At 61.4% G+C, this 23,917-nt stretch carries 20 protein-coding genes and 1 riboswitch; of the genes, 8 read left to right on the top strand and 12 right to left on the bottom strand.

Annotated elements, in window-relative coordinates; translation table 11 throughout:
• Positions 1-57: 57 nt before the first annotated feature.
• The 4 genes from ELX51_RS16055 to ELX51_RS16040 all read right to left on the bottom strand — a co-directional run bounded on the left by ELX51_RS16055 (position 58) and on the right by ELX51_RS16040 (position 5,831).
• Positions 58-2,067, bottom strand: coding sequence for an ABC transporter ATP-binding protein (locus ELX51_RS16055; RefSeq protein WP_127754464.1), 2,010 nt, complete (start codon positions 2,065-2,067; stop codon positions 58-60).
• On the bottom strand, positions 2,064-3,833 hold the full coding sequence (locus tag ELX51_RS16050) for an ABC transporter ATP-binding protein (RefSeq protein WP_211200310.1): 1,770 nt from the start codon (positions 3,831-3,833) through the stop codon (positions 2,064-2,066). The genes ELX51_RS16055 and ELX51_RS16050 overlap by 4 nt, the downstream gene beginning before the upstream one ends.
• 681 nt (positions 3,834-4,514) lie before the next feature.
• Positions 4,515-4,982: a cupin domain-containing protein gene (locus ELX51_RS16045; RefSeq protein WP_127754463.1), complete on the bottom strand. Its 468-nt coding sequence runs from the start codon at positions 4,980-4,982 to the stop codon at positions 4,515-4,517.
• A 576-nt stretch (positions 4,983-5,558) separates the two neighbouring features.
• Positions 5,559-5,831 (bottom strand): hypothetical protein, encoded by a 273-nt coding sequence (locus ELX51_RS16040; protein WP_127754462.1) that lies wholly within the window; start codon positions 5,829-5,831, stop codon positions 5,559-5,561.
• Between the two features lie 71 nt (positions 5,832-5,902).
• Between ELX51_RS16040 and bsh the strand changes: the two genes are divergently transcribed.
• Positions 5,903-6,709 carry a choloylglycine hydrolase gene (gene bsh / locus ELX51_RS16035; RefSeq protein ID WP_127754461.1) on the top strand — a complete coding sequence of 269 codons (807 nt, stop codon included), beginning with the start codon at positions 5,903-5,905 and terminating at the stop codon, positions 6,707-6,709.
• A 650-nt stretch (positions 6,710-7,359) separates the two neighbouring features.
• Here bsh and ELX51_RS16030 read toward each other — a convergent pair.
• Together ELX51_RS16030 and bluB are read right to left on the bottom strand one after the other, a co-directional pair.
• Positions 7,360-8,529, bottom strand: coding sequence for a diguanylate cyclase (locus ELX51_RS16030; RefSeq protein ID WP_164854897.1), 1,170 nt, complete (start codon positions 8,527-8,529; stop codon positions 7,360-7,362).
• Positions 8,530-8,845: 316 nt separating this feature from the next.
• Entirely contained in the window at positions 8,846-9,544 is a 699-nt protein-coding gene (gene bluB / locus ELX51_RS16025) for a 5,6-dimethylbenzimidazole synthase (protein ID WP_127754459.1), read from the bottom strand.
• Positions 9,545-9,584: 40 nt separating this feature from the next.
• A riboswitch (cobalamin riboswitch) is annotated at positions 9,585-9,764 on the bottom strand.
• A gap of 391 nt (positions 9,765-10,155) precedes the next feature.
• Here bluB and ELX51_RS16020 point away from each other — a divergent pair.
• Positions 10,156-11,094, top strand: coding sequence for a hypothetical protein (locus tag ELX51_RS16020; RefSeq protein WP_127754458.1), 939 nt, complete (start codon positions 10,156-10,158; stop codon positions 11,092-11,094).
• 373 nt (positions 11,095-11,467) lie between these two features.
• Here the strand turns inward: ELX51_RS16020 and ELX51_RS16015 are convergent, their stop codons facing one another.
• The 4 genes from ELX51_RS16015 to ELX51_RS16005 all read right to left on the bottom strand — a co-directional run bounded on the left by ELX51_RS16015 (position 11,468) and on the right by ELX51_RS16005 (position 15,470).
• Positions 11,468-12,436, bottom strand: coding sequence for a hypothetical protein (locus ELX51_RS16015; RefSeq protein WP_127754457.1), 969 nt, complete (start codon positions 12,434-12,436; stop codon positions 11,468-11,470).
• 206 nt (positions 12,437-12,642) lie between these two features.
• Entirely contained in the window at positions 12,643-14,739 is a 2,097-nt protein-coding gene (locus ELX51_RS16010; protein ID WP_127754456.1) for a hypothetical protein, read from the bottom strand.
• A gap of 195 nt (positions 14,740-14,934) precedes the next feature.
• Entirely contained in the window at positions 14,935-15,069 is a 135-nt protein-coding gene (locus ELX51_RS20445; RefSeq protein WP_282567563.1) for a hypothetical protein, read from the bottom strand.
• 197 nt (positions 15,070-15,266) lie between these two features.
• On the bottom strand, positions 15,267-15,470 hold the full coding sequence (locus ELX51_RS16005) for a hypothetical protein (protein ID WP_127754455.1): 204 nt from the start codon (positions 15,468-15,470) through the stop codon (positions 15,267-15,269).
• Between the two features lie 387 nt (positions 15,471-15,857).
• On the opposite strand from ELX51_RS16005, the gene ELX51_RS20095 reads away from it, so the two are divergent.
• Positions 15,858-16,190 carry a hypothetical protein gene (locus tag ELX51_RS20095; protein WP_164854677.1) on the top strand — a complete coding sequence of 111 codons (333 nt, stop codon included), beginning with the start codon at positions 15,858-15,860 and terminating at the stop codon, positions 16,188-16,190.
• Positions 16,191-16,379: 189 nt separating this feature from the next.
• Here ELX51_RS20095 and ELX51_RS20500 read toward each other — a convergent pair whose 3' ends face one another.
• Together ELX51_RS20500 and ELX51_RS20495 are read right to left on the bottom strand one after the other, a co-directional pair.
• Positions 16,380-16,931: a tyrosine-type recombinase/integrase gene (locus ELX51_RS20500; protein ID WP_348983120.1), complete on the bottom strand. Its 552-nt coding sequence runs from the start codon at positions 16,929-16,931 to the stop codon at positions 16,380-16,382.
• Complete coding sequence (locus ELX51_RS20495; RefSeq protein WP_348983119.1) at positions 16,918-17,568, bottom strand: Arm DNA-binding domain-containing protein; 651 nt, start codon at positions 17,566-17,568, stop codon at positions 16,918-16,920. The genes ELX51_RS20500 and ELX51_RS20495 overlap by 14 nt, the downstream gene beginning before the upstream one ends.
• 1,142 nt (positions 17,569-18,710) lie before the next feature.
• Here ELX51_RS20495 and ELX51_RS15990 point away from each other — a divergent pair.
• The 5 genes from ELX51_RS15990 (at position 18,711) to ELX51_RS15970 (ending at position 23,895) form a co-directional block, all read left to right on the top strand.
• Positions 18,711-19,727: an ABC transporter permease gene (locus ELX51_RS15990; RefSeq protein WP_127754453.1), complete on the top strand. Its 1,017-nt coding sequence runs from the start codon at positions 18,711-18,713 to the stop codon at positions 19,725-19,727.
• Positions 19,724-20,632, top strand: a complete 909-nt coding sequence (gene nikC, locus ELX51_RS15985; RefSeq protein ID WP_127754452.1) for a nickel transporter permease — start codon at positions 19,724-19,726, stop codon at positions 20,630-20,632. The genes ELX51_RS15990 and nikC overlap by 4 nt, the downstream gene beginning before the upstream one ends.
• A complete protein-coding gene (locus ELX51_RS15980; RefSeq protein ID WP_127754451.1) occupies positions 20,622-21,458 on the top strand; it encodes an ABC transporter ATP-binding protein in 837 nt (278 codons plus the stop codon). The genes nikC and ELX51_RS15980 overlap by 11 nt, the downstream gene beginning before the upstream one ends.
• Positions 21,446-22,207, top strand: coding sequence for an ABC transporter ATP-binding protein (locus ELX51_RS15975; RefSeq protein WP_206524651.1), 762 nt, complete (start codon positions 21,446-21,448; stop codon positions 22,205-22,207). Before ELX51_RS15980 ends, ELX51_RS15975 begins: the two co-directional genes overlap by 13 nt.
• Positions 22,208-22,308: 101 nt before the next feature.
• Positions 22,309-23,895 (top strand): ABC transporter substrate-binding protein, encoded by a 1,587-nt coding sequence (locus tag ELX51_RS15970; RefSeq protein WP_127754450.1) that lies wholly within the window; start codon positions 22,309-22,311, stop codon positions 23,893-23,895.
• Positions 23,896-23,917: the final 22 nt, after the last annotated feature.

Raw genomic sequence — 23,917 nt, 5'->3', positions numbered from 1 at the left:
CAGCAGGCGAACGTCGCCTTGTTACGCTAATCAGGCGGGCCAGTGGCGAACTATCGACTAATCTATAGGTTGCGCCGGGAACTGGGCGTTGTAGAGCTTGGCGTAGGCGGCTTCCTTGGCCAGCAGCTCATCATGTGTGCCCTGCTCAACGATGGTGCCGCGCTCCATCACGAGTATCAGGTCGGCATTGCGGATGGTGGACAGGCGATGGGCGATCACGAACGAGGTGCGCTCGCTGCGCAAGGCCGACATGGCCTGTTGCAGCAGCAATTCGGTGCGGGTGTCCACCGCGGAGGTCGCCTCGTCGAGAATAAGCAGCGCGGGGTCGGACACGAAGGCGCGGGCAATCGTCACCAGCTGCCGCTCGCCCCCCGAAAGGTTGGAGCCTTCCTCGTCGATCATCGTGTCGTAGCCCGCCGGCAGGGAATGCACGAAGCGATCCACAAAGGTCGCGCGGGCGGCCTTGAGGATTTGCTCGTCAGTGGCGCCGGGGAGCCCATAGGCGATGTTGTCGCGGATAGTCCCCTGAAAGAGCCAGGTGTCCTGCAGCACCATGCCGATCCGGCTGCGTAGCGTGCGCCGCGGGATGGCTGATATGTCGACGCTATCCAGCGTAATCCGGCCACCGCTCACCTCGTAGAAACGCATCAGCAGATTGACCAGGGTGGTCTTGCCTGCCCCGGTCGGGCCAACGATTGCCACCGTCTGGCCCGGTTCGACGACCAGCGAAAGGTTTTCGATGAGCGGCGTGTCGGGCTGGTAGGAGAACGACACGTTCTGGAAGCGCACCTCGCCGCGGCGTGCGTCCAGCGCGGTCACGGGGCCGGGGCGGTCCGGCCTTTCCTCCTTGGCATCGAGCAGCTCGAAGACCCGCTCGGCCGACGCAACGCCCGATTGCATCAGGTTGGCCATGGAGGCCACCTGCGTCACCGGCTGGGTGAACTGGCGGGAATACTGGATGAAGGCCTGCACGTCCCCCAGCGACATGGTGCCGTTCGCCACCCGCACGCCGCCCAGGACGGCGATGACGACATAGTTGAGATTGCCGATGAACATCATCAGCGGCATGATGAGGCCGCTGATGAACTGGGCCCCGAAACTGGCGCGGTAAAGCGCCTCGTTCTCGCGCGCGAACACTGTTTCGACTTCGCCCTGGCGCCCGAACACCTTGACCAGCGCGTGTCCGGAAAATGTTTCCTCGATATGGGAATTGAGCCGGCCGGTGCGCCGCCATTGCTCGACGAACAAGCCTTGGGATCGGCGCATCACCACCCGGGTGACCGCCAGGGACAAGGGAATCGAGACCAGCGCCACCAGCGCCAGGAGGGGGGAGATCAGGAACATCATCCCCAGCACCGCCACAACAGTTAGCAGGGAAGTGAGCAGCTGACTCATGGTTTGCTGCAGCGTTTGGCTGACATTGTCGATGTCATTGGTGACGCGACTGAGCAGTTCGCCCCGCGGCTGCCGGTCGAAATAGCTCAGGGGCAGGCGGTTGACCTTGTCCTCGACCTCGGCGCGCATGCGCAGCACGGTGCCCTGCACGACATCGTTGAGCAAAAAGCCCTGCAGCCAGGCCAGTATCGAGGCAGCCATATAAACCCCCAGTGCCCAAAGCAGCACTTCGCCCACGGCGGTGAAGTCGATGCCCTGGCCGGGAACGAGGCTCATCGAGGCGACCATGTCGGCGAACTGGTCATCCCCCCGCGCGCGCAGCGTGGCTACGGCCTCCGCCTTGCTCAGGCCCGCCGGCAGCTGTCCCCCCATCAGTCCGGAAAAGATCAGGTCGGTGGCGCGGCCCAGGATCCTCGGCCCAAGGGCGGTGAGCGCCACACTCACAACCGCCAGCGCCACCACGGCGAGGGCTTTGGCGCTTTCGGGCGCCAGGCGCGCCACCAGCCGGCGCGCCGAGGGTCCAAAGGACATGGCTTTCTGGCCGACCATGCCACCGCCGAAATGGCCTCGCCCGGGGCCCCCGGCGCTTGGCGGAATGCGCTCGGTTTCCTTCAGCCGCCCGTCGCCGGTTGCCTCGGCGGGCGGCGAATTGCTCCTGTCTGGCGCGGTCATGCCGCCTCCTCTGCGCGCAATTGCGAAGCCACGATCTCGCGATAGGTCGCGCAGCCTTCCAGCAGTTCGTCGTGGCGGCCCCGGCCCACGATCGCGCCATTGTCGATCACGAGGATAAGGTCGGCGTCACGGATGGTGGACACGCGCTGGGCGACCAGCACCACGGTCGCGTCCCGGGTGACTGGATGCAGGGCGGCCCGCAAACGCGCATCGGTCGCTAGGTCCAAGGCGCTGAAAGAGTCGTCGAACAGATAGATCTGCGGCTTGCGGATCAGGGCCCGCGCGATGGACAGGCGCTGGCGCTGGCCGCCACTGACATTGGTGCCGCCCTGGGCGATGGGCGCATCGAGCTGCTCGGGCATGGCCCTGACGAAGTCGAGCGCCTGGGCGACCTCGAGGGCTTCCCACATCTGCTCGTCGGTGGCATCGGGCCGGCCATATTGCAGGTTGGACCGGATCGAGCCGGAAAACAGCCAGCTGCGTTGCGGCACGAGCCCGATCACGCTCCAAAGCAGGTCGGGATCCAGCTGGCGAACATCCACGCCGTCCACCAGCACCCTTCCGCCGGTCACGTCAAACAGGCGCGGCACGAGGTTGATGATCGTGCTCTTGCCCGCGCCCGTCGAGCCGATGATTGCGACGGTTTGGCCCGGCTGGGCGGCGAAGGACACGTCGCGAACCACGGGCAAATCGGCGCCGGGATAGGTGAACTCGACCTTTTCGAATACCAGGGTGCCCCGCTCGGGCAGCTCGGTGACCGGCACCTGGGGAGGGAGCACCGAGCTTTTGGCGTCCAGCACCTCAGTGATCCGGTCGGCGCAAACCGCTGAACGGGGAACCATGATCAGCATAAAGGTTGCCATCATCACCGACATGAGGATCTGCACGAGATAGGCGAGGAACGCCGTGAGCGAGCCGACCTCCATTTGTCCGCTCGCCACCCGATGCCCGCCAAACCAGAGCACCGCCACCGAGGAGAGGTTGAGGATGAGCATGACGGTGGGGAACATGGTGGCCATCCAGCGTCCCGCCCGCACCGCCACTGCGGTGAGCTGCTCGTTGGCCTCGGCAAACCGCTCGACCTCATGGGGCTCGCGAACAAAGGCGCGCACCACGCGCACTCCGGTGATCTGCTCGCGCAGCAGCCGGTTGACCTCGTCGATCCGCTCCTGCATGGCGCGAAAGCTCGGCACCATTTGCGAGACGATGAGCAAAACCGCCACCACAAGGGCGGGAATGCAGACCGCCAGCAGCCAGGAAAGCCCGAAATCCTCCCGCATGGCCATCACCACGCCTCCCACCATCATCAGGGGAGCCGTCACCATCAGGGTGCAGCTCGTAAGTACGAGCATTTGCACCTGCTGCACATCATTGGTTTCCCGGGTGATCAGCGAGGGCGCCCCGAATTGCTGCATTTCGCGTTGCGAAAAGGAGCCGACCCGGTGAAAGATCGCGGATCTAAGGTCCCGTCCAAAGCTCATTGCGGTCCGAGCCGAGAACCAGACCGCGGCAATCGAGCCCCCGATCTGCAACAGCGCGACCACCAGCATGATGGCGCCCGTCTGCACGATAAAGGGCGTGTCGCCCACCGCCACGCCGCGGTCGATGATGTCCGCGTTGAGGCTGGGCAGATAAAGGGCGGCCACTGTGCTGACCAGCTGCAACACCACGATCAGGCCCAACCAGGGTCGGTAGGGCTGGAGGTACTCCCGGACGAGGCGGACCAGCATCAGCTCTTCCTTCCAGGGGCCGGCAGAAAGGGCCATGTCAGCTGTCTGCACGGGGGCAGCTCGGTACAGGACCGGCCGGCCTTTACCTGAGTGGCCGCGACGACGAAGCTACAGAGGGCCATGGTCGCCACTCTGGGTACCGCGAGCTCGTGACGGTGGGCGTAGAGAAACCCATAAGCGGACGGTTGGGGTTACATTAGGCCTTAGCCACGAACGCCCGTGGACCCGCCTAGGTTCAATAACCGGGGCGAAAATTTCAGCCTAGGTGAAGGGCAGCTTTCGCCACTGCTTCCCGTGCGGTAGCCACCCCATTGGCGAAACGGGGGAGGGGACTGCTGTCGAGCCCATTTCAGACATAGCGGGCACTCTGAAGAATGTCTCAAAGCGGCCACGCTAAGGCGCGTGATCGGCATCCAACCCGCCTAGATGCTCACGGCGGCGCAGGCACCGTCACCTCCTGTCGACGCCGTGCCGAGGCGCCGAACCGGACAGGAGGCTTCTAGGATGTTGATAGGGCAGGTTGAACATCCGGAGTGGGACGCGTTCTTCCACCCCGGCCACCCGGTAGCGGCCGTCAAAAGACTTGGCAGCCGGAAACGAGCAACGCTCCAGCCGCTCCTTGATGACGTATGTTGATGCACCCAGCCCAGCCACCGAACGCCCCTTTGATATGGCTGAAGCTGCATGATCGAAACGGGTCGTCTCCAGATCGGACGATCATGCGTGCTGGTCCGGACGCGTCCTCGCGGGCTGGACCGACCAGTCTGCGGGTTCGTCATTAGCATCGGAGGCTGCGGCAGCGGCGGTCTGGTGCACCTTTCCGGGTTGGTGGTGTGAAGGAGCATAGATGACGTAGAGCTGCATGGGCTGGCCGCCGATATGGGTAACGTTGTGCCAGGTGCCCGCGGGTATCAACACGCACCAGCCGTCGCACACTTCGCGCTCGAAGGTGAGCTGGTCCTTTGCCGGGCCGATCTGGGCCCGGCCCTGCCCAGCATCCAGCCGCAGGAACTGGTCGGTCTCGGGATGAACCTCCAGCCCGATGTCGCTTCCCACCGGGATCGACATCAAGGTAACCTGAAGGTAGCGGCCACTCCAAGCCACGGCACGGTAATTCTGGTTCTCGCGCGTGGCTTGCTCGAGATTGAACGCCTGCCGCTCTGGGCCGATATCGAGAATGGTCATCATATTCTCCTTGCGGCCAAGGGGTTTCGTGCTGACTCAGCAAGAGATCAAGGTCGCGGTAGAGGAGTGCGGCCGCTTACATCCCGATGACGCCGAATGGGCGGATCTTTCCAATGACCACGCGTAGGGATGGTTCCGTAACGATCAGCTGCAGTCGGTCAACCACACGGCATGAGCGCAATGAAGCGCCTCACTTGGTAGAGGCCAGCATGTGCACGCGGTTTGTTATCTGGGGGCGACGGCCGGGTCGTGATGGACGGTCCACGGACTGGAAAGCCGATGCCGTCGAACTGCTCCTTATTCACGGAGCTGGCGCACGCGGCATATTCATCGTGCAACATAGTCCGTTAGCTGGAGCCCGACGCGTCCCTCGCCGCCTTTCAAATCCGACTTCGGTGCCCCACCACGGTTCGGGTGCCCGATCGCAGCCTGCACTTAAGACAGCCGCGCACTGACAGGAAGGAACCACCATGTTTGACGTCCAAGGCATCTGTAGCCCTGCTCGTGGCCGTCCTTGCGGGCCCGTGGGCCTTGTTCCCGCTACCGCTGCCGATTATGAACTTCGCCGCGCCGTAGTCATCGCGGGGGTTGAGGGCGCAGGAGGCCGCGTTCCGGCTTGAGATCGAGTACCTCGAGCAATCGGCGGCCAGCGCAGCTCATGGAACCAAGGCCGAGCTCGACGCGCGCAAGGCAGCTGTGGAAGCCCGGCTGCGCGAAGGGCGCGAACAACTCGACGGCCTGGGCGCCGCCACTGATGCTTCCTGGCAGCAATTCGTCGAGGGCCTGCACAATGCCCGCACGGCATTCCAGGCCGAGATTACCAATGGCCAGCAAGGCGCAGCTGAACAACAGAAAAATCATGTCGCGTTTGGGGCAGGGCTGCGCCAGCCGAGGCAGTCGGTAGAACGGGAGATCGGCAGATGTGCACGGGCGCCAACTACACCACCAAAGACCATTATTTCGGCCGCAATCTCGATCTGGAGTTCTCTTATAACGAGACCGTCACGGTCACGCCGCGCAACTTCCCCTTTGAGTTCCGCAGAATGCCCAGGCTCGACACGCACCACGCCATCATCGGCATGGCCACCGTCTCGGATGGCTATCCGCTGTACTACGATGCGACCAACGAGAAGGGGCTCAGCATGGCGGGCCTCGCCTTTTGGGGCAACGCCGACTACAAGCCAGAGGACCCCGGCAAGACCAATATTACGCCCTTCGAGTTCATCCCCTGGATCCTGGGCAAGTTCGAAACGGTGGACCAGGTCAAGGACGAGCTGCGCGCGTTCAACCTCGTCGATATCTCGTATAGCGAGGCGTTCCCGCTCTCGCCGCTGCACTGGATCATCTCGGACCGCGACAAGTCCATCACTGTGGAGTCGGTGCGCGACGGCTTGAAGGTCTACGACAACCCTATCGGCGTGCTCACCAATAACCCGACCTTTGACATCCAGTCCTTCAACCTCAACAACTTCATGCACCTGTCGACGAACCCGCCCGAGCAGCACTTCTCGAACCAGCTCAGCTTCGACGTCTACAGCCGCGGCCTGGGCGCGATCGGATTGCCCGGCGATCTGTCGTCGTCCTCTCGCTTCGTCAAGGCCGCCTTCACCAAGCTGAACTCGATTTTGGGCGACCCTGAGTCAGAATCGATCAGCCAGTTCTTCGCCCGGATGGTCTGGGCGCTGATGACAAGCGGTGAGCGCTACAGGGAGCCGACCGTCGCATAGAAGAGAGAAGGCGAGCACTCGCCGACGAGGTTGGAAAGGGCAGACAGGAGCTAATGCACCAAGCCGGTTGATACCGCCGGATCAGGAAAACCCAGTGGGGTCGTGCACTTCGAGTGCGAGCTTCCGATAAGCTTGTCGCCTCGGCGTGATCAAGGTTGAAAACCAAACGTGGTCGCGCCATTTCCTCGATGAGTTGGACCAGAAGGCTGCTGTGGCAGCTAAGCGCTCCCCGCTGGAGCATCAACAAGGGCGCCGCGACGCTTAAGGCGACATGTCCGCGCTCGCCAACCATTACCGGAGATACATCATCGAGCCACATGTCCCGACTAAGGTCGAGTCTTGAGCGCCGAAAGCCCGGATGAGGTACACCATGGTTGAGAATGCAGTGATGATCGAGGACGGCAAGTTTTATCGCACCCAGGATGGCCAACATATTGGTCCAATGCGCGCGAGCGACAGTCCTTGGGTTTTTCTCTGCCGCAACCAGTGTTGGTACGGCAACGGATACAGATGGAACGGGCCCACCTCGTCCCTCGACCTTGTTGCTGAGTGGGATCCCGCGCTTGCCTCCCCCTCCTCTACCAAGACACCCTGAGAGATGAAGCCGACCTATCAATGGAGCGATGACCATGATGGAGTTGCGTCGACCGCTAGCAACCGGCTCTGCTGAAACTGCGGCTTGTTCCGCGGCCTTCAGCTTTCGCGGCATATAGCGCCTGGTCTGCCTGCCGGAAAAGCTCCTCTCCTGCCTCTTCCAAACGAAAGGCCAGCCCCACGGAGGCGCCCAGCTGGACCTTTGCACCATGATATTCAAACGGCAACTGCATGACCTCCACTATCTGACGGGCCAAGCGCTCAGCATACTCAGGCCCATGCTCCGCGTGTAAAACTACCGCGAACTCGTCACCTCCAAGTCTGCCGACAAGAGGAACGTCGACACAGCAAGCACGCAACCGCTGTGCCATCTCTCTGAGACATGCATCACCAAAGGCGTGACCGTAAGTGTCGTTTATGGCCTTGAAGCCATCGAGGTCCACGAGCAGCAAGGCGCTGATTCCTTGCGGCCGATCCAGGCGCGCCTGAAGGCGTGCCCTGTTGGCTAAACCCGTCATGGCATCTGTCTCTGCAAGATGACGCATGCGGTCGATCAGGAGACGATCCTCGGTGATGTCCTGCTTGGTGCCGAAGAGCCTTTCAGGGCGGCCGTTGGTCAACTGGACCCCTGCTGAAAGACGCATCCATCGCTTCTGACCATCCGCTCGGATGATCTCGGCGTCCATGGTGAACTCGCCTCTAGCTTCGATAGCCCGCGCGCGGGATTCTTCCATCGCGGCTCGCGAGGTATCCGAATAGTGGCTGACTGTGCGGTCCCGGCTCAGAGGGGCGCCTCGCTCGATACCAAACAGGTCATAAACTCCAGAACTCCACCGAAGCGCATTTTCAGCCAGATGACACTGCCAAATGCCCAAACCGGCGCTCGCTGTAGCCTGGTCTATGAGTATCAGGTCGTCGCTCACGTCGAATGATGCGGGACCTCCGCTTTCAATCTGTCCGGGATGAAAGGCCTCCAGCGCAATCATGGCTAATTGGTTCGCCGTGCCGAGGCTCCGTGGCGTTTTATCACCCAACGTCAGCAGATGGCTGGGAGAGTGGGCGTTCCCACCAAGAGGCAGAAAAGCAAGAAAGCCAACCGGCGAACCGTCAGCAAACCTTAGTTGGTCGGGAGCGAGCGTTTCGTGGGCATAGAGGTTGGCCAGGACCAAGGGTAGCCGGACTGTCCGCGCGCGCCGCTCAAAGTTCAAAGCGGCACCTTTCAACACAAGGGAGGATCCACTCTGAACAGTTGGAGTTGAACCGCCGGCCGTTAAACAGCGAAGACTGGCGGAGGATAGACCCAGCAAGGAGCGAATGCGATCCAACCTGCTGCCCAGCTTTCGCTCAGGAACAGCTGCGTATGGCGGTCGCATGTCGAACAACTTCACGTTGGCCCCTCAGTATTGGCTAACGGACCCTAACTCATGTTCTTTAAGAAATTTTCGGCCCGTAGGCTACTGTGTCACGGCGCCCGATAATCAATGGCAGAGCGGGAATAGGCTTTGCCGATCAAGACCATCTCTGGCTGGACATACGGCGCTTTCAGGCGGTCTCACCCCAGCGATCACGATAGACCAGCTGCTCGAGCGGGAGGCGCTGGCGCCATCCACGCTGCTCGAGTTCTGGGCTCGTCATTGTCTGCTCTACCAGCCCCGCGCAGAGATAGGCGACCACACGTAGCTGGGAGGGAATGCCCAGCACCTCCTTGAGAGCTCCTTCATCGAGGATACTCACCCAGCCGACACCAACCCCTTCTGCGCGGCCGGCCAGCCACAGGTTCTGGATGGCACAAACCGTGCTGAACACGGCCATGTCCGGCATATGGGTCGCCCCAAGCGCCACCGGACCTGCCCTGCCCGGGTCGCAGGTCACGCAAATCCCGACAGGAGCCTGCAAAATGCCCTCAAGCTTGAGGGCCGCATAGGCTCCTCTGCGCTCAGGCGGGAACATGGCCATCGCCTCTGCATTGGCGCGCTCGAAAATGGCCCTGATCCGCGCTTTTTGTGCTAGTGCGGTGACGATCAGGAAGTTCCAGGGCTGCATCAACCCTACTGAGGGAGCATGGTGGGCGGCCTCTAGCATGCGCCATAGCACCGGCTCCGGAATGGCGTCGGGCAGAAAATCCCGTCTCACGTCGCGGCGCGTCTGGATGGCCCTGTACACCGCGGCCTTCTCCTCGGCGGAAAACGGACCTGACGGTGCATATTGAAGGGCGGCGGGGCGATCAAAACTGGCAGGCATGGCGATGCTCCTGTGGTTTGACAGGGGCTGCTCTCCACACAGCGACCGATATAGGCCTGGCCGGTCTTCTGGCTTCGGTTCAACTCCTTCGGGAGCCTTCCCGGCCAAGACCAGTGGCATAGTTCCCGAGGATCCCCGTTACAGCGCTGGGCGCGCCGCGGTTTTGCACCGCGTTTCCGATTCTCCCGCAAGCGCGGGCACCGAGGCAACAAATTGCTAGAGCCGGTTTCCGTTCTTGTCCAGCTTCGAAAGTTCACCGACGGACCAGGATCCCGCTAGCAGCGCGCAACATGCAGCGGATATCGATCAAGGTCGCCGCAGGCACAGCGCCGCATCTGGAAGCAGGGATTAAGCAGACACCCGTCTTGCACGCGTGGGTTTGGTGCCGCGCGATTGCCATCAATTGGGCGCCCAGGTGGCCTCGACGTGGTGTGCGGCCGATCGGTGCACTTGTAGGAATTGACCGTCGGGTTCGTCCATCGCCGCGCCGGGGACGAATATAGGCCTACCAGAGATGGCCGGAATCGATCACCGGCTTGTGAGCTTGTGGCTTGCCGCGTTCGTGGACAGGGTGTTCGCGATGCGTCGAGTAACAAGGGGAGACGGTCACCATGACCACCGATTGCACCGGGCGGATCGCCAGCCGTAGCGAACAAACAATAGCGGCCTATCGCCAGAGGGTCCATGACTTACGCCTGATGGCCGAGCGGGAAGATCGGGCCGGCGGGGATATGCTGGAACTCACCGGCTGGTTCTGTGCCCAGGATGAACGCTGGTCGCCCAGCACCGTGCGGCAGTATCGGGCCGCCATCCTGATGGCACTGGAGACGTTACCATTTCATCCTACAGCACGTACGCTCCTTGTAGAGCGCTTGCGCAGGGGGCCCTTGCCGACGAACTCGGGACCTCGAAAGACCTCGGCAAAGAAGCGCAAGAGCCTGCCCATCGCGCAGTTCACCCGGCTGGAGCAGTTCCTCCATGATTCGGGACGGTCAGATGACAAGCTGATCCGGGGCTTCCTGGTCTTCGGGGCAGCGCTCTTCCTGCGGCCGGTCGAATATCTCAACGCTCGGGTGGAGGGCATGATGTTGATGGTGCAGAACGCCAAGGCCACCAATGGGCGGGGAAATGGCGAGGAACGCGCGCGTGATCTCCAATCCATGGGCAAGAAGGCCATTGCCGCTCTTGTGAAGTTCGTCGAGCGCCTGCGTACGGCGGTCCAGGAGGCCGGCGCCTGGAAGAAGCTCCATAACCGGCTCGCTTCGCGATTAGCCCGCATCTGCAAATGCCTCGGCATCGCGCGGGTTAGCCTCTACACCCTGCGCCATGTCGGGATGGCTACGGCCAAGAGCTGGATGGCGCCCGAGGAGGTCGCCGCCTCTGCCGGTCATGCCTCGGTGCACACTGCCATGACGCATTATGCCAAGCGCAGGACCGGTTGGGTGGGGCTCAGGCTGGCAGGACGACCCTCGCCGGCAAGCGTAGCGAGGGTCAGGGGTGCTGCACAGGTCTTTCGGCCCTCGGGGCAGACTATGTGTCAATGGAAGTGAGGGGCACAATGCAGACCCTTGCAAAGCCGAGCTGGATCCGCGATTGTACCTCGGCTTGTACCAACCGGCGTTTTATGCCGCGTGCAAACCGCCAATATCCGGGCGAAAACGTGGAATTCGTGCAGAGTCCCTCCCGCTCCGCCACTTTCCTTACTTAGAATGGTTGAATTCACGAAGGTAAGCGACGTCGCTTAGCTCTGGACCGTAAAAGCAAGCCTAACATGTGCAGCAGCGTGGCCGTTCGGCGTGGTGGAACCGGGAAAAATAATGTCTCGACCTGTGAACCGCCTTTCGGTGAAGGCGGAAAAGACGCGCAGGGCGTGGCCCTTCTTGCTGTGGCCCTGATGGCTGTCCATTCAGCCTTAGCGCAGCATCAATGCCGAGAGCGTCGGTGTTTTCCTAAATGCCCATCATTGCCGCCCGCAGCAGCCATCGGATCGCTGCCCTGCTTGTAGTCGCCAACATCCGTAAGAGCTATCGTTCCAAGGTGGAGCCGCTCAGGGCCGCCATAGAGGCTCACCCTGTAAGGCACAAAGTTTTTGGAGCCGTAGTTCAATGGCCCGAACAGCACCCGAATTTCTGACAGGCTGGGAATAGTGTCTGCACCCAGAACGGCAGCAAGAACCGGAGCGGCTATCCGAACGCCCGCTTCTGTAAAGCCGATGCGCTCCAGCGTCTGCGATAGCGGGGCAGGGGTCGCAACGGGCATTACTAGGTCGAGAAACTCAGGAAAGGGCTCAGTGCGCGTTTGGGCGACTACTTGCACGTTTGAGCTGTATGCCGGTGCCTCGGGCGCAGCTGTCTGATTTTCCTGAGCTGCCAATGGGGTATGGTCTCCCTCACCTCGCTCGATGGATAGGGCAGCCAGCTCCTGCCGGCTGAAAACATACATGCCTTCTGGCGGCGTGCGGAACATGGTGGTGACTACGGCGGAGTGGACACCGAACTTTGCCATAGCGTCGAGGATATCGGCAATTGTGTACTGAGCTGCGGTCAGGTCAACGTCACCCGGGCCGGAAACCTGGTGCACGCCCAGTTCGCCTGCGGCCTGGCGGTTGTCTCCGGCTAGAAACACATAAGCGCAAGCTGAGTAGCAGCCGGCTCCTGCCGATATCCTAGTGTCCATCTTGCGGGCGAACACTTCTCCGGCGACGGCAAGGGCATCGAGAGCGTCACCGCCGTTGCTGGCTAGGTCTAGAAGGTTGGCGCCGGGGCGGGCCTGCAGCGCATTCGCAAACTCGCGCGCGGTCGTAGGAGTGAAGTCCCCTCGCATCTGGATTGTATTGGGAGCATTAGGTGGAAGCGTGAAGGGGCCATATCGGGTGGCGCCGTCCTGGGCCATTGTTACCCCGGATGTTGAGCAGAGGAACGCCCCGGCGCCATCGCTATCAGCCTATTGCACCGAGCCATTTGCATCCTCCCACTCCCGCCATTTAGTTCACCGATGCCCTTGAAAGATAGGGCAGCGCGCTGTCCTTTTCGGCTGCGCGCACCCTCTAGATGGACGAACTCGCGTCTGAAGTAGAGGCTATATAGATGGCCATCGGCTTAGCCCTTCACCACCAACCGCCGGTACGCCAGCAGCAGGGTAAGGGTCAGGATCAAACCTAGCGCAACTCCGATTAAGCCGGCGGTGAGCAGCGGGGGTGCATAGAACAGCCTAAGTTCCCCATTGCTCCCGGCCGCGATGTCTATGGCGGTGAAGATACCGTCAACCGCCCGCACCGCTATGGGCGTTCCGTTTAACTCGGCTCGGTAACCCGGCCACCACGCCCGGGCAAACACCAGAGTCCCCGGTTCTGCGCCTGTGTTCGCAACTCTCAATTTAGCTTGGGTGAAGGTCGCGGGCGCTGTTTGCGCCGCCGCTATTCCGGGGGAGGCCCAGGCCAAGGAGCCAGGCATGGTAGTCAGTTCGCGAATGTAGCGCTGGGTATAAACACCGTCAAATGCGAGCCGCCATTCGGAACCGAGCTGCGGCAGCAAGGTCTCCAGGTGCTCGCCCCTGTGCGCGATGATGCTGTTGATACGAAACAGGTCCACAAAAGGCTGACCGGTTTCCGGTTCTATAGCGAACAGCCGCGTCGCCGCTTCCGGGCAGGTGGAGCCATTCCAAGGCATGCAGAGCAGATCGGTTAGGGGCTGGTGGCCGATGGCGCTGTAGCCATTGATGCGGCTCTTGCCTTGTTCGAAGAAAATATAGCCGCTGACAAATTCAGCGGCGCGCTCAGGATTGGTGCCATAGCCGGCCGGCCCAAGCACGATTTCATAGGCGGGCGGCGCATCTGTGGTCAGGGCGTCTGCAGCGGCGCTCGAATAGCGCGGAAAGTTCACATCCTCAAAGGCATTGTTTTGGCGGATCAGGCCATGCGTGGCGGTGAACAGCAGCAAGGTGACTGCGCCGGCCCAGCCAAGCATGGCGGCGCGCCGCTGGCGCAGCATGGCCAACATCCCAAACGCGCCAACGCAGATGAGAAGGGAAACCAGCAAGACCCGTCCGCGGCCGGGCGTCAGCTGCCAAGAGGTCAAGTGCGCCAAGCCGATTAGGGCGCCAGCCAGCATCAGCCGATAACGTGACCAGACCAGGCCCACCTGCGTAACAACAAGAGCGAACAGCAGCAGCAGCGCTAGATGGAGGAACGGTATCCAGCGCAGGAGGAAATGCAGGAGCGAAAACTCTTCGGGCCCCTGAAAGGCAATCACCACTAGACCTCCAAGGATCAACAGCGAGAGCACGGCCGGCTGCCGCCAGTTGAACGACCTCCAATCAAGCAATGCTGCCAGCGGCGCCAGGAACCAGGCGACATAAAAGATCGGGGTCTCGGCCGGGCCGTAGCCGTGCCACAGCTTGAGAAAGCCGAAATGTAGCGGCGCACTGACCTGCAGCACGTCCGCCAGATTGGGCATCATGAAGCCGTTGTTGAACACCGTGCTCGTGCGCGACGAAACGCTGCTTGCCCCCACCAAAGCAAGCAGCGGCAGGGCACTGAGCAACAATGCAATACCCAGGGGCATCACAGACAGCAGGGCGCGCACCCACGAGCGATCAACACGGAACTGCTCCACCAGGTGCAGCGCGGCCACGAAGCCAAGGAGCAGGATGGTGTAGGGAAAGCCCATCGTGATGGTCAGGTAGCAAAACAGCGCTGCCCCCAGCCAATAACGGCGGCCCCGGAGCGACAGGCGCAGAAACGCCCACGCCCAAACGAACCAGGCAAAGGACGAGAACATGGGGAACCAGTTTGAAGCGCCCCAATAGCTGAGGAAGTTCCCTGACGTGATGCACAAAGCGAGCAAGGAAGCCCAGCCGCGTTCGATACTGAAGGTGCGTGCCAGCACAAAACAGCCGGGGGCGAGAATGGCGTAATATACGCAAGCCAGAAACGCCGCGCCGGCTTCATAATCCGTGAAAGAGGGCAGTATGGCGTTAAGTGCTAAGCTCACGGGATTAAACAGCGCGAACTGAAATTCGCTAACAATGTTGCTGCCAAACCAGCTCGACAGCGTCAGGGTCGGAAACTCACCCAGGCGCAGCAATCGGCCCACATGGTAGAACATGGGCAGGAACTGATGCTCCATGTCGTCCTTGAGGAAGAACCGATGGTTGAACAGCACTGGGATGAGGCCGAGCAAAAGCCCCAAACCCATGTGCAAAGTTCCGAAGGTTAAGTCGCGGCGGAAGGGTCTGGACAGACCATCTACGATGGTCGTGGGGGAGTTATTCGACATCAGTCATTTGCTCGAAACAGTGGAACTATCAAAGCGACGCCTACGCCACCGCCTTCACTGCAGGTGTCACGCTCACCACTTCGTTGTAATCGATTAATAAATCGTTGGGCGGCTCTAAGCCGAAACAGGCAATGGGGCGGTGCTTTCTAGTGCCATGGCGCGCAGCCGCACCACTTCGGCAATCAAGGCGCTGTTGGCGCGCTCGGCCGCGTCGGCACGCTGCGCCTGAGTACCCAGCGCCTTCTCCATCTGGTTGAGCCGGGTAAGGAGGTCGCGCTTGGTCAGCGTCAGGCCTTTCTCTATGAGCTTGATTAGCGGATACTCTCGTCCAGGAGGCCGGACACAAGCTGGGCAATGAGTTTGTCATCCATCCCATTGCCTGCGCTGATTAGGTAATCGCCGCCGAAGCTCAGAGCCCGCGCTTTGATCCGAAGGTAGGTAAGCGATTATGCTGGCAGCTCCCCTATTTGCGCTGCCACGTCGAGGCAGTTCCCTGTTTCCGCATCGAGCCGCACGTTGATCGGGTCATCCCGGCTGGGTCCGGGGTGGGGATAGGCATCCCAAGCAGCTTCCGCAGTCCGAAAGGCTGCAACAGCCTTCTCCATTTCGATTGCAAGCTCTGCTAAGGTGGGGACAAGGATAGGCTTCATGCTGCCCTCCGGCGCGTGATGTGCTTGGCCGGAACACGGTCCACGGCCTGCAAACTGGTGGGGTTGATGTTGAGGTCGGTTTCCGGATCTTGGTCGGGGTCGCCGTCCAGGGCATCAAGGATGCCGATCAGCTCCGATCATGGCCTCTGCTTTCTGAGGAGCTCATTGCGCCGGTTCCTCCTTAGGATGGCATTACCTGGACTCTGAGCCTGGGCATCGCGTAGCGCCCCAACCAGTGCAGGCAGAACACGAAGCGGGAGACTCAGTCCCGGCTTGCCCGGGCGGAACTTGCCATCTTCTCCGCGGAAATAAGCCCTCAGACGGAGGAGGTGCGGGCCTCCGGACCCAGCAAGGCTCACGCGGAGCTGCCACCCGGAGTCTCTCGGGATGACCGCGATCAGCTTATCGCTCATGCTCGATCCCCCGCAAAAATTCCCCGCCTGGATTGCGGAAAGCATGGACCATGTCCTCGAGGGACATAGGCCAGTGTTCAGCCACAGACTTCCCCAAAGCAAAGCCGTACTCATGATGGACGGCCCCCGCGGTGTCAGGGTCTGGGTGACCTTCTTTGAAGTCGATCATGCCCGCCAGTCCTTGTGCCATAGCGTGACAGACGATGGTGGCGATGCGGTCCCCGTTCCTTGCGGTCGAGTAGGCGCGGGTATCCCCGCCGAACTGATGCGTCATTTGGACGATGCGATCTGCCTTCCGCGGGCTTAAGTACGCTAGAGCTCGTTCTTCAACGTCTAGGGGCCGCTCGATGTGCGGAATTTCCTTGAGCGGTTCGGCATCGCGTCACCTCGCGTCACCAGATGGAGCGCAGGGAAACCAGTGGTGAGCTGGCGTGTCGGCTGGCCGGCCTATCCCTGCGCAACTCTTATTGTGCCGTAGCTTTCCTGCGCATCGGCACTACCTTGTCTGTCTGTGGGGTGGTGCAGTAGCTCGCCCAGGCCTCCATGAGCTTGCGGCGCTTCTCAAGTGCGTCACCGCGCCGATAAGCCCGCTCGGTTTCATCACCACTGATATAGGCGAGCGCCGCCTCTGCCAGGTCGCGGCAAAAGCTGTTTCTTCGTGCACCCAATCTCGGAAGGCGGAGCGCATGCCGTGAACGGTGAAGTGTGCACCACCAGCGGCCTCCAGCGCTGCCGTCATGGTGCGGTTACTGATCGGCCGCCCCGGCTTGGCGCCAGGGAACATCAGTTCCCCTGTGGCTACCTCTTGCAGACCATCAAGAATGGTGAGAGCGGGGCCTGAAAGCGGCACCCGATGCTCCCGCCCGGCCTTCATACGCTCCGCCGGCACCGTCCAGACCTTTCTAGCTAAATCGATTTCTGCCCATTTAGCGCCCATCACCTCTCCAGTGCGGCCGGCTGTCAAAGTCAGGAAGCGCAGGGCCGTGGCACCCATGCCGCTGTTCTGGGCCAGCTTGCCCATGAACTCGCCCACTTCAGCGTAGGACATTGCCGCGTGGTGACCACGGGTCAGCTTCCGCCGCTTGGGCAGGGGCTTGTCGAGGTGCCCGCGCCAGCGTGCAGGGTTTTCCCTCCCGCAACCCTTTGGCCTTTGCCGCATCCAGCACGCGCTCAATGCGCCCGCGCAGCCGAGAGGCGGTTTCCGCATTCGTTCCCCAAATCGGCTTCAGCACGGACAGCACCGCCTCTGTGTCGATCTGCTCCAGGCGCTTGTTGCTGATCGGAGCGCAATAGGTCGCGAGAGTATTGCGCCACTGCTGGCGGTGTTTCTCGTTCCGGAACTGAGTTTCCCGATCGGCAACAAGGTCACTGGCGAAGGTGCCGAAGGTGACGCCCACCTGTGCTCGCTTTACGCGCTCGACTTCACGCTGCGCCACCGGATCGATGCCGGCGGTTATCTCGCGGCGATAGTCGGCGGCTTTTGCGCGCGCATCAGCCAGGCCCACATCTGCCAACCGGCCCAAGCCCATCTCGCGGCGTTTGCTATCCCTTCGGTAGATCGGGCTCCAGCGCTTGGCGCCGCTTTTGTCCACGACAAGATAAAGCCCGTCCCCATCGGCATGCATGCCGGGGTCCGTGATTGTCGCTACCGTCCGCGCGTTGAGCCGCTTTGTTTCCCTCGCCATCCCATCAACCCTAACACCAGCCCTAAAGGTCGGCGTAGATTACTATAGACGGTTATACATGTTAGGAACGGATAGTGAACGCGGCAGGCGAACTGCCACCAGCGGTTTCAACGCCTTGAGATGGCTATAGCCGGGTTTTCAGCGGTCTCCCTCTCCGCCATTCCTAAGCCGTTGAAAATGAAGACGTAGAGTCCCAGTCAAAAAGCGGATTCTCTCACAGCATCCCGTCGCATCTGACGGGGCGTTTGTTCATTGCTTAAGTCCATTGCATCCTTGGTGCACCGGCGAGGTTCGGTTCACTGGTTCCGCAAATCGGTGCCCGTCGACCTGATTGATTGTCTTGGCAGTTCGGGCATCCGGCGGTCATTGCGCACGTGCAATGACCGGGTGGCCCGGCCAAGGGCGTGGGCACTGATCTTGGTGGTTGAGGAAGCATTCGCGATATTGCGCAACCCTGGGCTGACGCCCGGCGCGACCCCATGAGTGCAGTCCAAGTGGTGTTGAAGCCCGCACCAGCTTGCCGGTCAGCCAACATGGGGTCAATGTTGCGTCTAGCTTCCTCCCCGGAAACGGCCGGTGCAGGGAGCCATAGACATAAAGCTTGAGGATCGTGCCCCATTGCTACTGTGGGTCGCGGATTGGCTTTGTGCTCGAGTTCATCCCTGGATTGGCTACCGAGGTGCATATGGGCTGAGTACGGGCCCTGTATATAAAGGTAAACTGTCTATCGGGCTTCCCTTGCGCAGAGTTAGAATGGGTGGCAAGTATTGATCAATTAAAGGGGTGAACTATGTTGGCGGCAGGCGCATGCGTAACCGCGACCGTCTCAACGCGGAGCCTCGGATCTTGTCGGCGGACGCGGAAGTTTCGCCTACGCGAATGGTAGATGCCATGCTTTTCAGGGTTACGGCCGTCGACATGGCTATTGGTTTCATGCTGCGTACCAACGGTTACTGCCCACTCCCGCCTCTGAGCCACTGGCCGCGCTGGGCTAGGTTTGGGGACTGGTTTGCAATTTCGGCTAGCCTTTGCAGCCCAACTCGCCTTCGGGGTGTTATGCGCGTGGGCGCCGTAGCGTGAGGGCCGAAGTTCAGGCCCAAACCGGCCCAAACGCTGCGCGAGCCGTCAGCGGCAAACAGCGAATGGCTGTTCTAGGCCGGATTGCCTCACTTGTACTTACCCTCGCGATCACTTTTGTTGGCCTGACCGCGGTAACCTTTCTGATCAGCCGCCTGACCAATATCGATCCGGTGCTCGCTGTGACGGGCGACCGGGTGGGCGCTGCAACTTATGATGCGGTCTACAAGGAGCTCGGGCTCGACCAACCGGTATTTGTTCAGTACGGCATCTACCTCAAGCGCCTCGTGTCCGGCGATTTCGGGGTTTCGGTGCTGACTTCGCGCCCGGTGCTGAGCGACCTGTTGCGCGTATTTCCGGCCACCTTTGAACTTGCAACCATCGCCATCATCATCGGGGTGGTGCTTGGCATTCCAATGGGGGTTGTTGCAGCTGCCGCCAAGGGCCGCTGGCCGGATCAAGTGATCCGGGTGGTGGGTCTTCTGGGCTATTCCGTTCCGATCTTCTGGCTCGGTCTGGTCGGGCTTTTCCTGTTTTATGGCAAGCTCGGATGGGTGGCAGGAACCGGTCGGTTGGACGTGTTCTACCAGGGCGTGCTTGAGCACCGCACCGGCGTAATTTTGATCGACGCGGCGCTGGAAGGAAACTGGGAGATCTTCTCGAACGCTTTCAGTCACCTGATCCTGCCCGCGAGCTTGCTGGGCTACTTCTCGCTTGCCTATATCGCCCGCATGACGCGCAGCTTCATGATCGACCAGCTAAGCCAGGAATATGTCATCGCGGCGCGCATCAAGGGCAACTCCTATTGGGGTGCAGTTTGGCGGCACGCATTCCCCAACATCATGGTGCCGCTGATCACCGTGATCGGGCTGAGCTATGCCTCGCTGCTGGAAGGAGCCGTGCTTACGGAAACAGTGTTCGCCTGGCCGGGGCTGGGTCTCTACATCACCCGCGCCTTGTTCAACAGCGACATGAACGCCGTGCTCGGCGGGACGGTGCTGGTTGGCGCAGTGTTTATCACGATCAACGTCGTGTCCGACATGCTCTACAAGTTATTCGATCCGCGGCTGAGGCGCTCATGAGCGACACCATTGGACAGTGGCTGGCAAGCGACGCGCCCCAGTCCCGGCGTCAGGCCATATTTGGTAGCGCTTACCGCAGCTTCCGCGCCGTTGTCGCCAATCCAACGGCGCTGATCGGGTTGGTGATTGTCACAGTATTGGTTCTGCTGGCGGTGTTCGCGCCCCTGCTGACCATGGGCAAGTCACCGTTCGAGTCAGTGCTCAGCGACCGGCTTGCACCGCCCTCGGCCACTTACTGGTTTGGTGCCGACGAGTTGGGCCGCGACATCTTCACTCGAACGCTATACGGGGCGCGCGCGACGCTGACCATCGTGCTTCTGGTTTCGGTTGTGGTTGTGCCGATTGGCCTCGCGCTGGGCACCGCGGCAGGCTATGCGGGTGGCTGGGTCGACGTGGTGTTGATGCGCGTCACCGACATATTCCTGGCCTTCCCCCGCCTGATTTTGGCACTCGCCTTTGCTGCGGCCCTCGGGCCGGGAATTGAAAACGCAGTGCTCGCCATTGCTCTGACCTCCTGGCCTGCCTATGCCCGCTTGGCGCGCTCGGAAACCATGGCGATCGCCCATAGCGACTTCATCCAGGCGGCAGTCCTTCAGGGCGCCTCGACCGGGCGAATCTTGTTTCGACACGTGGTGCCGCTTTGCCTGTCGTCGGTGATCGTCCGCCTCACGCTCGACATGGCTGGAATTATTCTTACCGCCGCAGGTCTCGGCTTCCTTGGCCTTGGCGCCCAGCCGCCGACGCCCGAATGGGGGGCAATGGTTTCGGCCGGGCGCGAAGTTATTCTTGACCAGTGGTGGGTGGCGACCATTCCGGGGCTTGCGATCTTCATCGTCAGCTTGGGGTTCAATCTGCTGGGCGATGGGCTGCGTGACGTGTTTGATCCAAGATCCAATGACCGATAATCTTCTTGTCGTGGAAGGCCTCGAGGTTAGCTTTCCAACACGGTCCGGCGTGACGCGCGCGGTCCGGGACGCCAGCTTCACCCTAGGCCGGGAGCGCCTCGGTGTCGTCGGAGAGTCCGGATCGGGCAAAAGCACAATGGGACGTGCGCTTCTCGGCCTGCTGCCGCGCTCGGCCGATGTCACAGCGCAAACAATGTCCTATGCCGGCAAGAACCTGCTGAGTTGCACCGAGCGCGAATGGCGCGAACTGCGCGGCCGCCGCATGTCAATGGTGATGCAGGATCCGAAATATTCGCTGAACCCGGTGCAGACCGTCGGAAAGCAGATCGAGGAAACCTTGTTGCTGCACATCAAGACATCCCGAGCCGACGCCCGGAAGCGGACGCTGGCGATGCTCGAGGCGGTGCAGATCCGCGACCCCGAACTGGTCCATGGGCTCCACCCCCACCAGCTCTCGGGCGGCATGGGCCAGCGCGTGATGATTGCCATGATGCTGGTGGCCGAACCTGACCTGCTGATCGCCGACGAGCCGACTTCGGCTCTTGACGTCACCGTGCAAAACGAAGTCCTGCGCATTCTGGATGATCTTGTGCGTGATCGCGGCATGGGGCTCATCATGATCAGCCACAATCTGACCATGGTGGCGAGCTTCTGCGACCGCGTGCTGATCATGTATGGCGGCCGCATTGTCGAGCAATGCGCGGCCAGGGACCTTCACAATGCGCGCCACCCCTATACAAGGGCGCTGGTGGCCGCGACTCCATCGCTCGATGCCCAACAGGCTGAACTTGCGACCATGGTCCGCGACCCCGAGTGGCTCACGTGATCTCGGTCAACAATCTCGACGTCATTTTTCGTGTGGGCAGCCGCGAAATCAGCGCCGTGCAGGGCGTTTCCTTTGCGGTGGCGCCGGGTGAAAGCTTTGGCATTGTTGGCGAGTCCGGTTCGGGCAAGTCCACCGTGCTGCGGGCGATCGCGGGCCTCGTGCCCCCCAGTGATGGAACCATCGAGGTCAACGGCCGGCCCGCTGGCAGTCGACGACGCTCCGATCGGCGCTTGCTGCAATATGTGTTCCAGGATCCCTACGGCTCCCTGCATCCGCGCAAGACCGTCGACGACACCCTCAGGGAGCCGCTTGAGATCCACCGGGAAAGCGATATCGACGCAAAGGTCTCGCAAGCGATTGCAGATGTCGGGCTTCAACCCATGCAGCGCTTCCGCTATCCGCACCAGCTCTCCGGCGGCCAGCGCCAGCGGGTCGCCATTGCCCGCGCCCTGATGCTGAAACCGCCAATCCTGCTGCTCGATGAGCCGACATCGGCGCTGGACGTATCCATCCAGGCCGAAATCCTCAATCTGCTGGGGCGGCTCGGGCGCAGCTACAGCCTCACATCCATCCTGGTTAGCCACGATCTTGCGGTAGTGGCGCATCTTTGCAGCCGCATTGCCATCATGCAGCTCGGCCGGGTGGTTGAAGTGATCAGCGCCGAGGACCTGCGGGCAGGCAAGATGAAAGTCGAGTACACGCGCAACCTGGTTCAAGCAAGCCGTGGCTTTACGCGGGCAGGGGCCTAGCCAGTCTCTTGTCTTTTTAGGCAAAAGCACTTCACATGACGTGGTTGCGGTAAGATCCTCGCTCGCAAACGACCGCGAAGGACTTCCATAGGGAGACGTGCATGTGGAACGGCCTGAAATATAGTCTTGTTACGGGGGCGCTGTTGGCGCTCATGCCTCACGCGTTTGCCGCGACACCGGCCGATACGCTGGTGATCGCCAAACAGATTGACGATCTGATCTCGCTTGATCCCGCCGAGGCGTATGAGCTCTCGGGCATTGAGGTGCTCGCCAATGCCTATGACCGCATCATGCGGTTCGAGCCGACGGACGTGAACAGTCTGGTCCCCGGCGCCGCCGAGAGCGTTGAAGTCAGCGAAGACGGCAGAACCTTTACGTTCAAGATGCGGCCGGGCCAGACCTTTGCTTCGGGCAATCCCGTGACTGCGGGCGACGCCGCATGGTCGCTGCAACGGGTGATCAAGCTCGAAAAGTCGCCGGTGTTTCTGCTCTCGCAACTGGGCTGGACCAAGGAGAATGTCGACACGATGGTGACTGCACCGGACGAGTCGACCCTGGTGGTCCAGATCGGCGTCGATTTCGCGCCCTCGCTGGTTTATGCGCTGCTTGGTTCAGTGGTCGGCTCCGTGGTGGACAGCAAGCTCGCCCTCGAAAATGAAGTTGATGGTGACCTGGGCAATGCGTGGCTCAAGACCACTTCGGCCGGGTCGGGGGCGTATGTGATCCGCTCCTGGACGCCCAATGAGGCGGTTGTTCTGGCGTCCAATCCGAACTATCGCGGCGGCGAGGCCAATCTCAAGCGCGTCGTGGTGCAGCACATTCCCGAAGCCTCGGCCCAGCGGCTCGCGCTGGAGAAGGGCGATGTCGACATTGCAATGAACCTGAGCCCGGACCAGATTGCCTCCATTGAAGGCAATGCCGACATCGAAGTCACCACGGTCCCGCAGGCGCTGCTTTATTATATCGGCCTCAACCAAAAGACCCCGGAGCTGCAGGATCCAAAAGTTCGCCAGGCGCTGCGCCACCTCATCGATTACGAGGGCATAGCCAATTCTTTCCTCAAAGGGGCCGCGCAGGTGCACCAGTCATTCTGGGCGGAGGGCTTCTGGGCCTCCTATAACGAGAACCCCTATGACTTCGACCCGGAAAAAGCCAAGGCGCTGCTGGCGGAAGCCGGCCTGCCTGACGGCTTCACCCTTGACCTCGATGCGCCCAATTTCTCGCCCTTTGTCAACATGGCCCAATCGGTGCAGTCCACCTTTGCGCAAGCCGGTGTCACCGTGAACATCGTGTCCTCGGAAATGGCGCCCATGCTGACCAAGTATCGCGCGCGCGAGCACGAGGCGCTGATGGTCTATTGGGGCCCCGACTACATGGACCCGCACACCAATGCCGACGGCTTCATCACCAACAGCGACAATTCCGACGAAGCCACGGCCAAGCCGCTGGCCTGGCGCAATGCCTGGGACTCGCCTGAGCTAACCGCGGCCACCAGGGCCGCCGCCGAGGAGAGCGACACCGAGGCGCGCATGCAGGCCTATATCGACCTGCAGAAACGGCTCTTGGATGAGGGTCCGTACGTCATCATGTTCCAGGCCACCTCGCAGCGGGCCGATCGGGAGAATGTGGAAGGCTTCGTGCAGGGCTCCTCGCCAGACGTCACCTACTATAATCTCACGACCAAGTAGACCGAGGACAGGTGGGCATGTT

Source organism: Devosia sp. 1566 (genome assembly GCF_004005995.1).
Classification (GTDB): domain Bacteria; phylum Pseudomonadota; class Alphaproteobacteria; order Rhizobiales; family Devosiaceae; genus Devosia.
The sequence above is the reverse complement of the archived record's forward strand: the minus strand, read 5'-3'. Positions and strand labels throughout refer to the sequence as shown.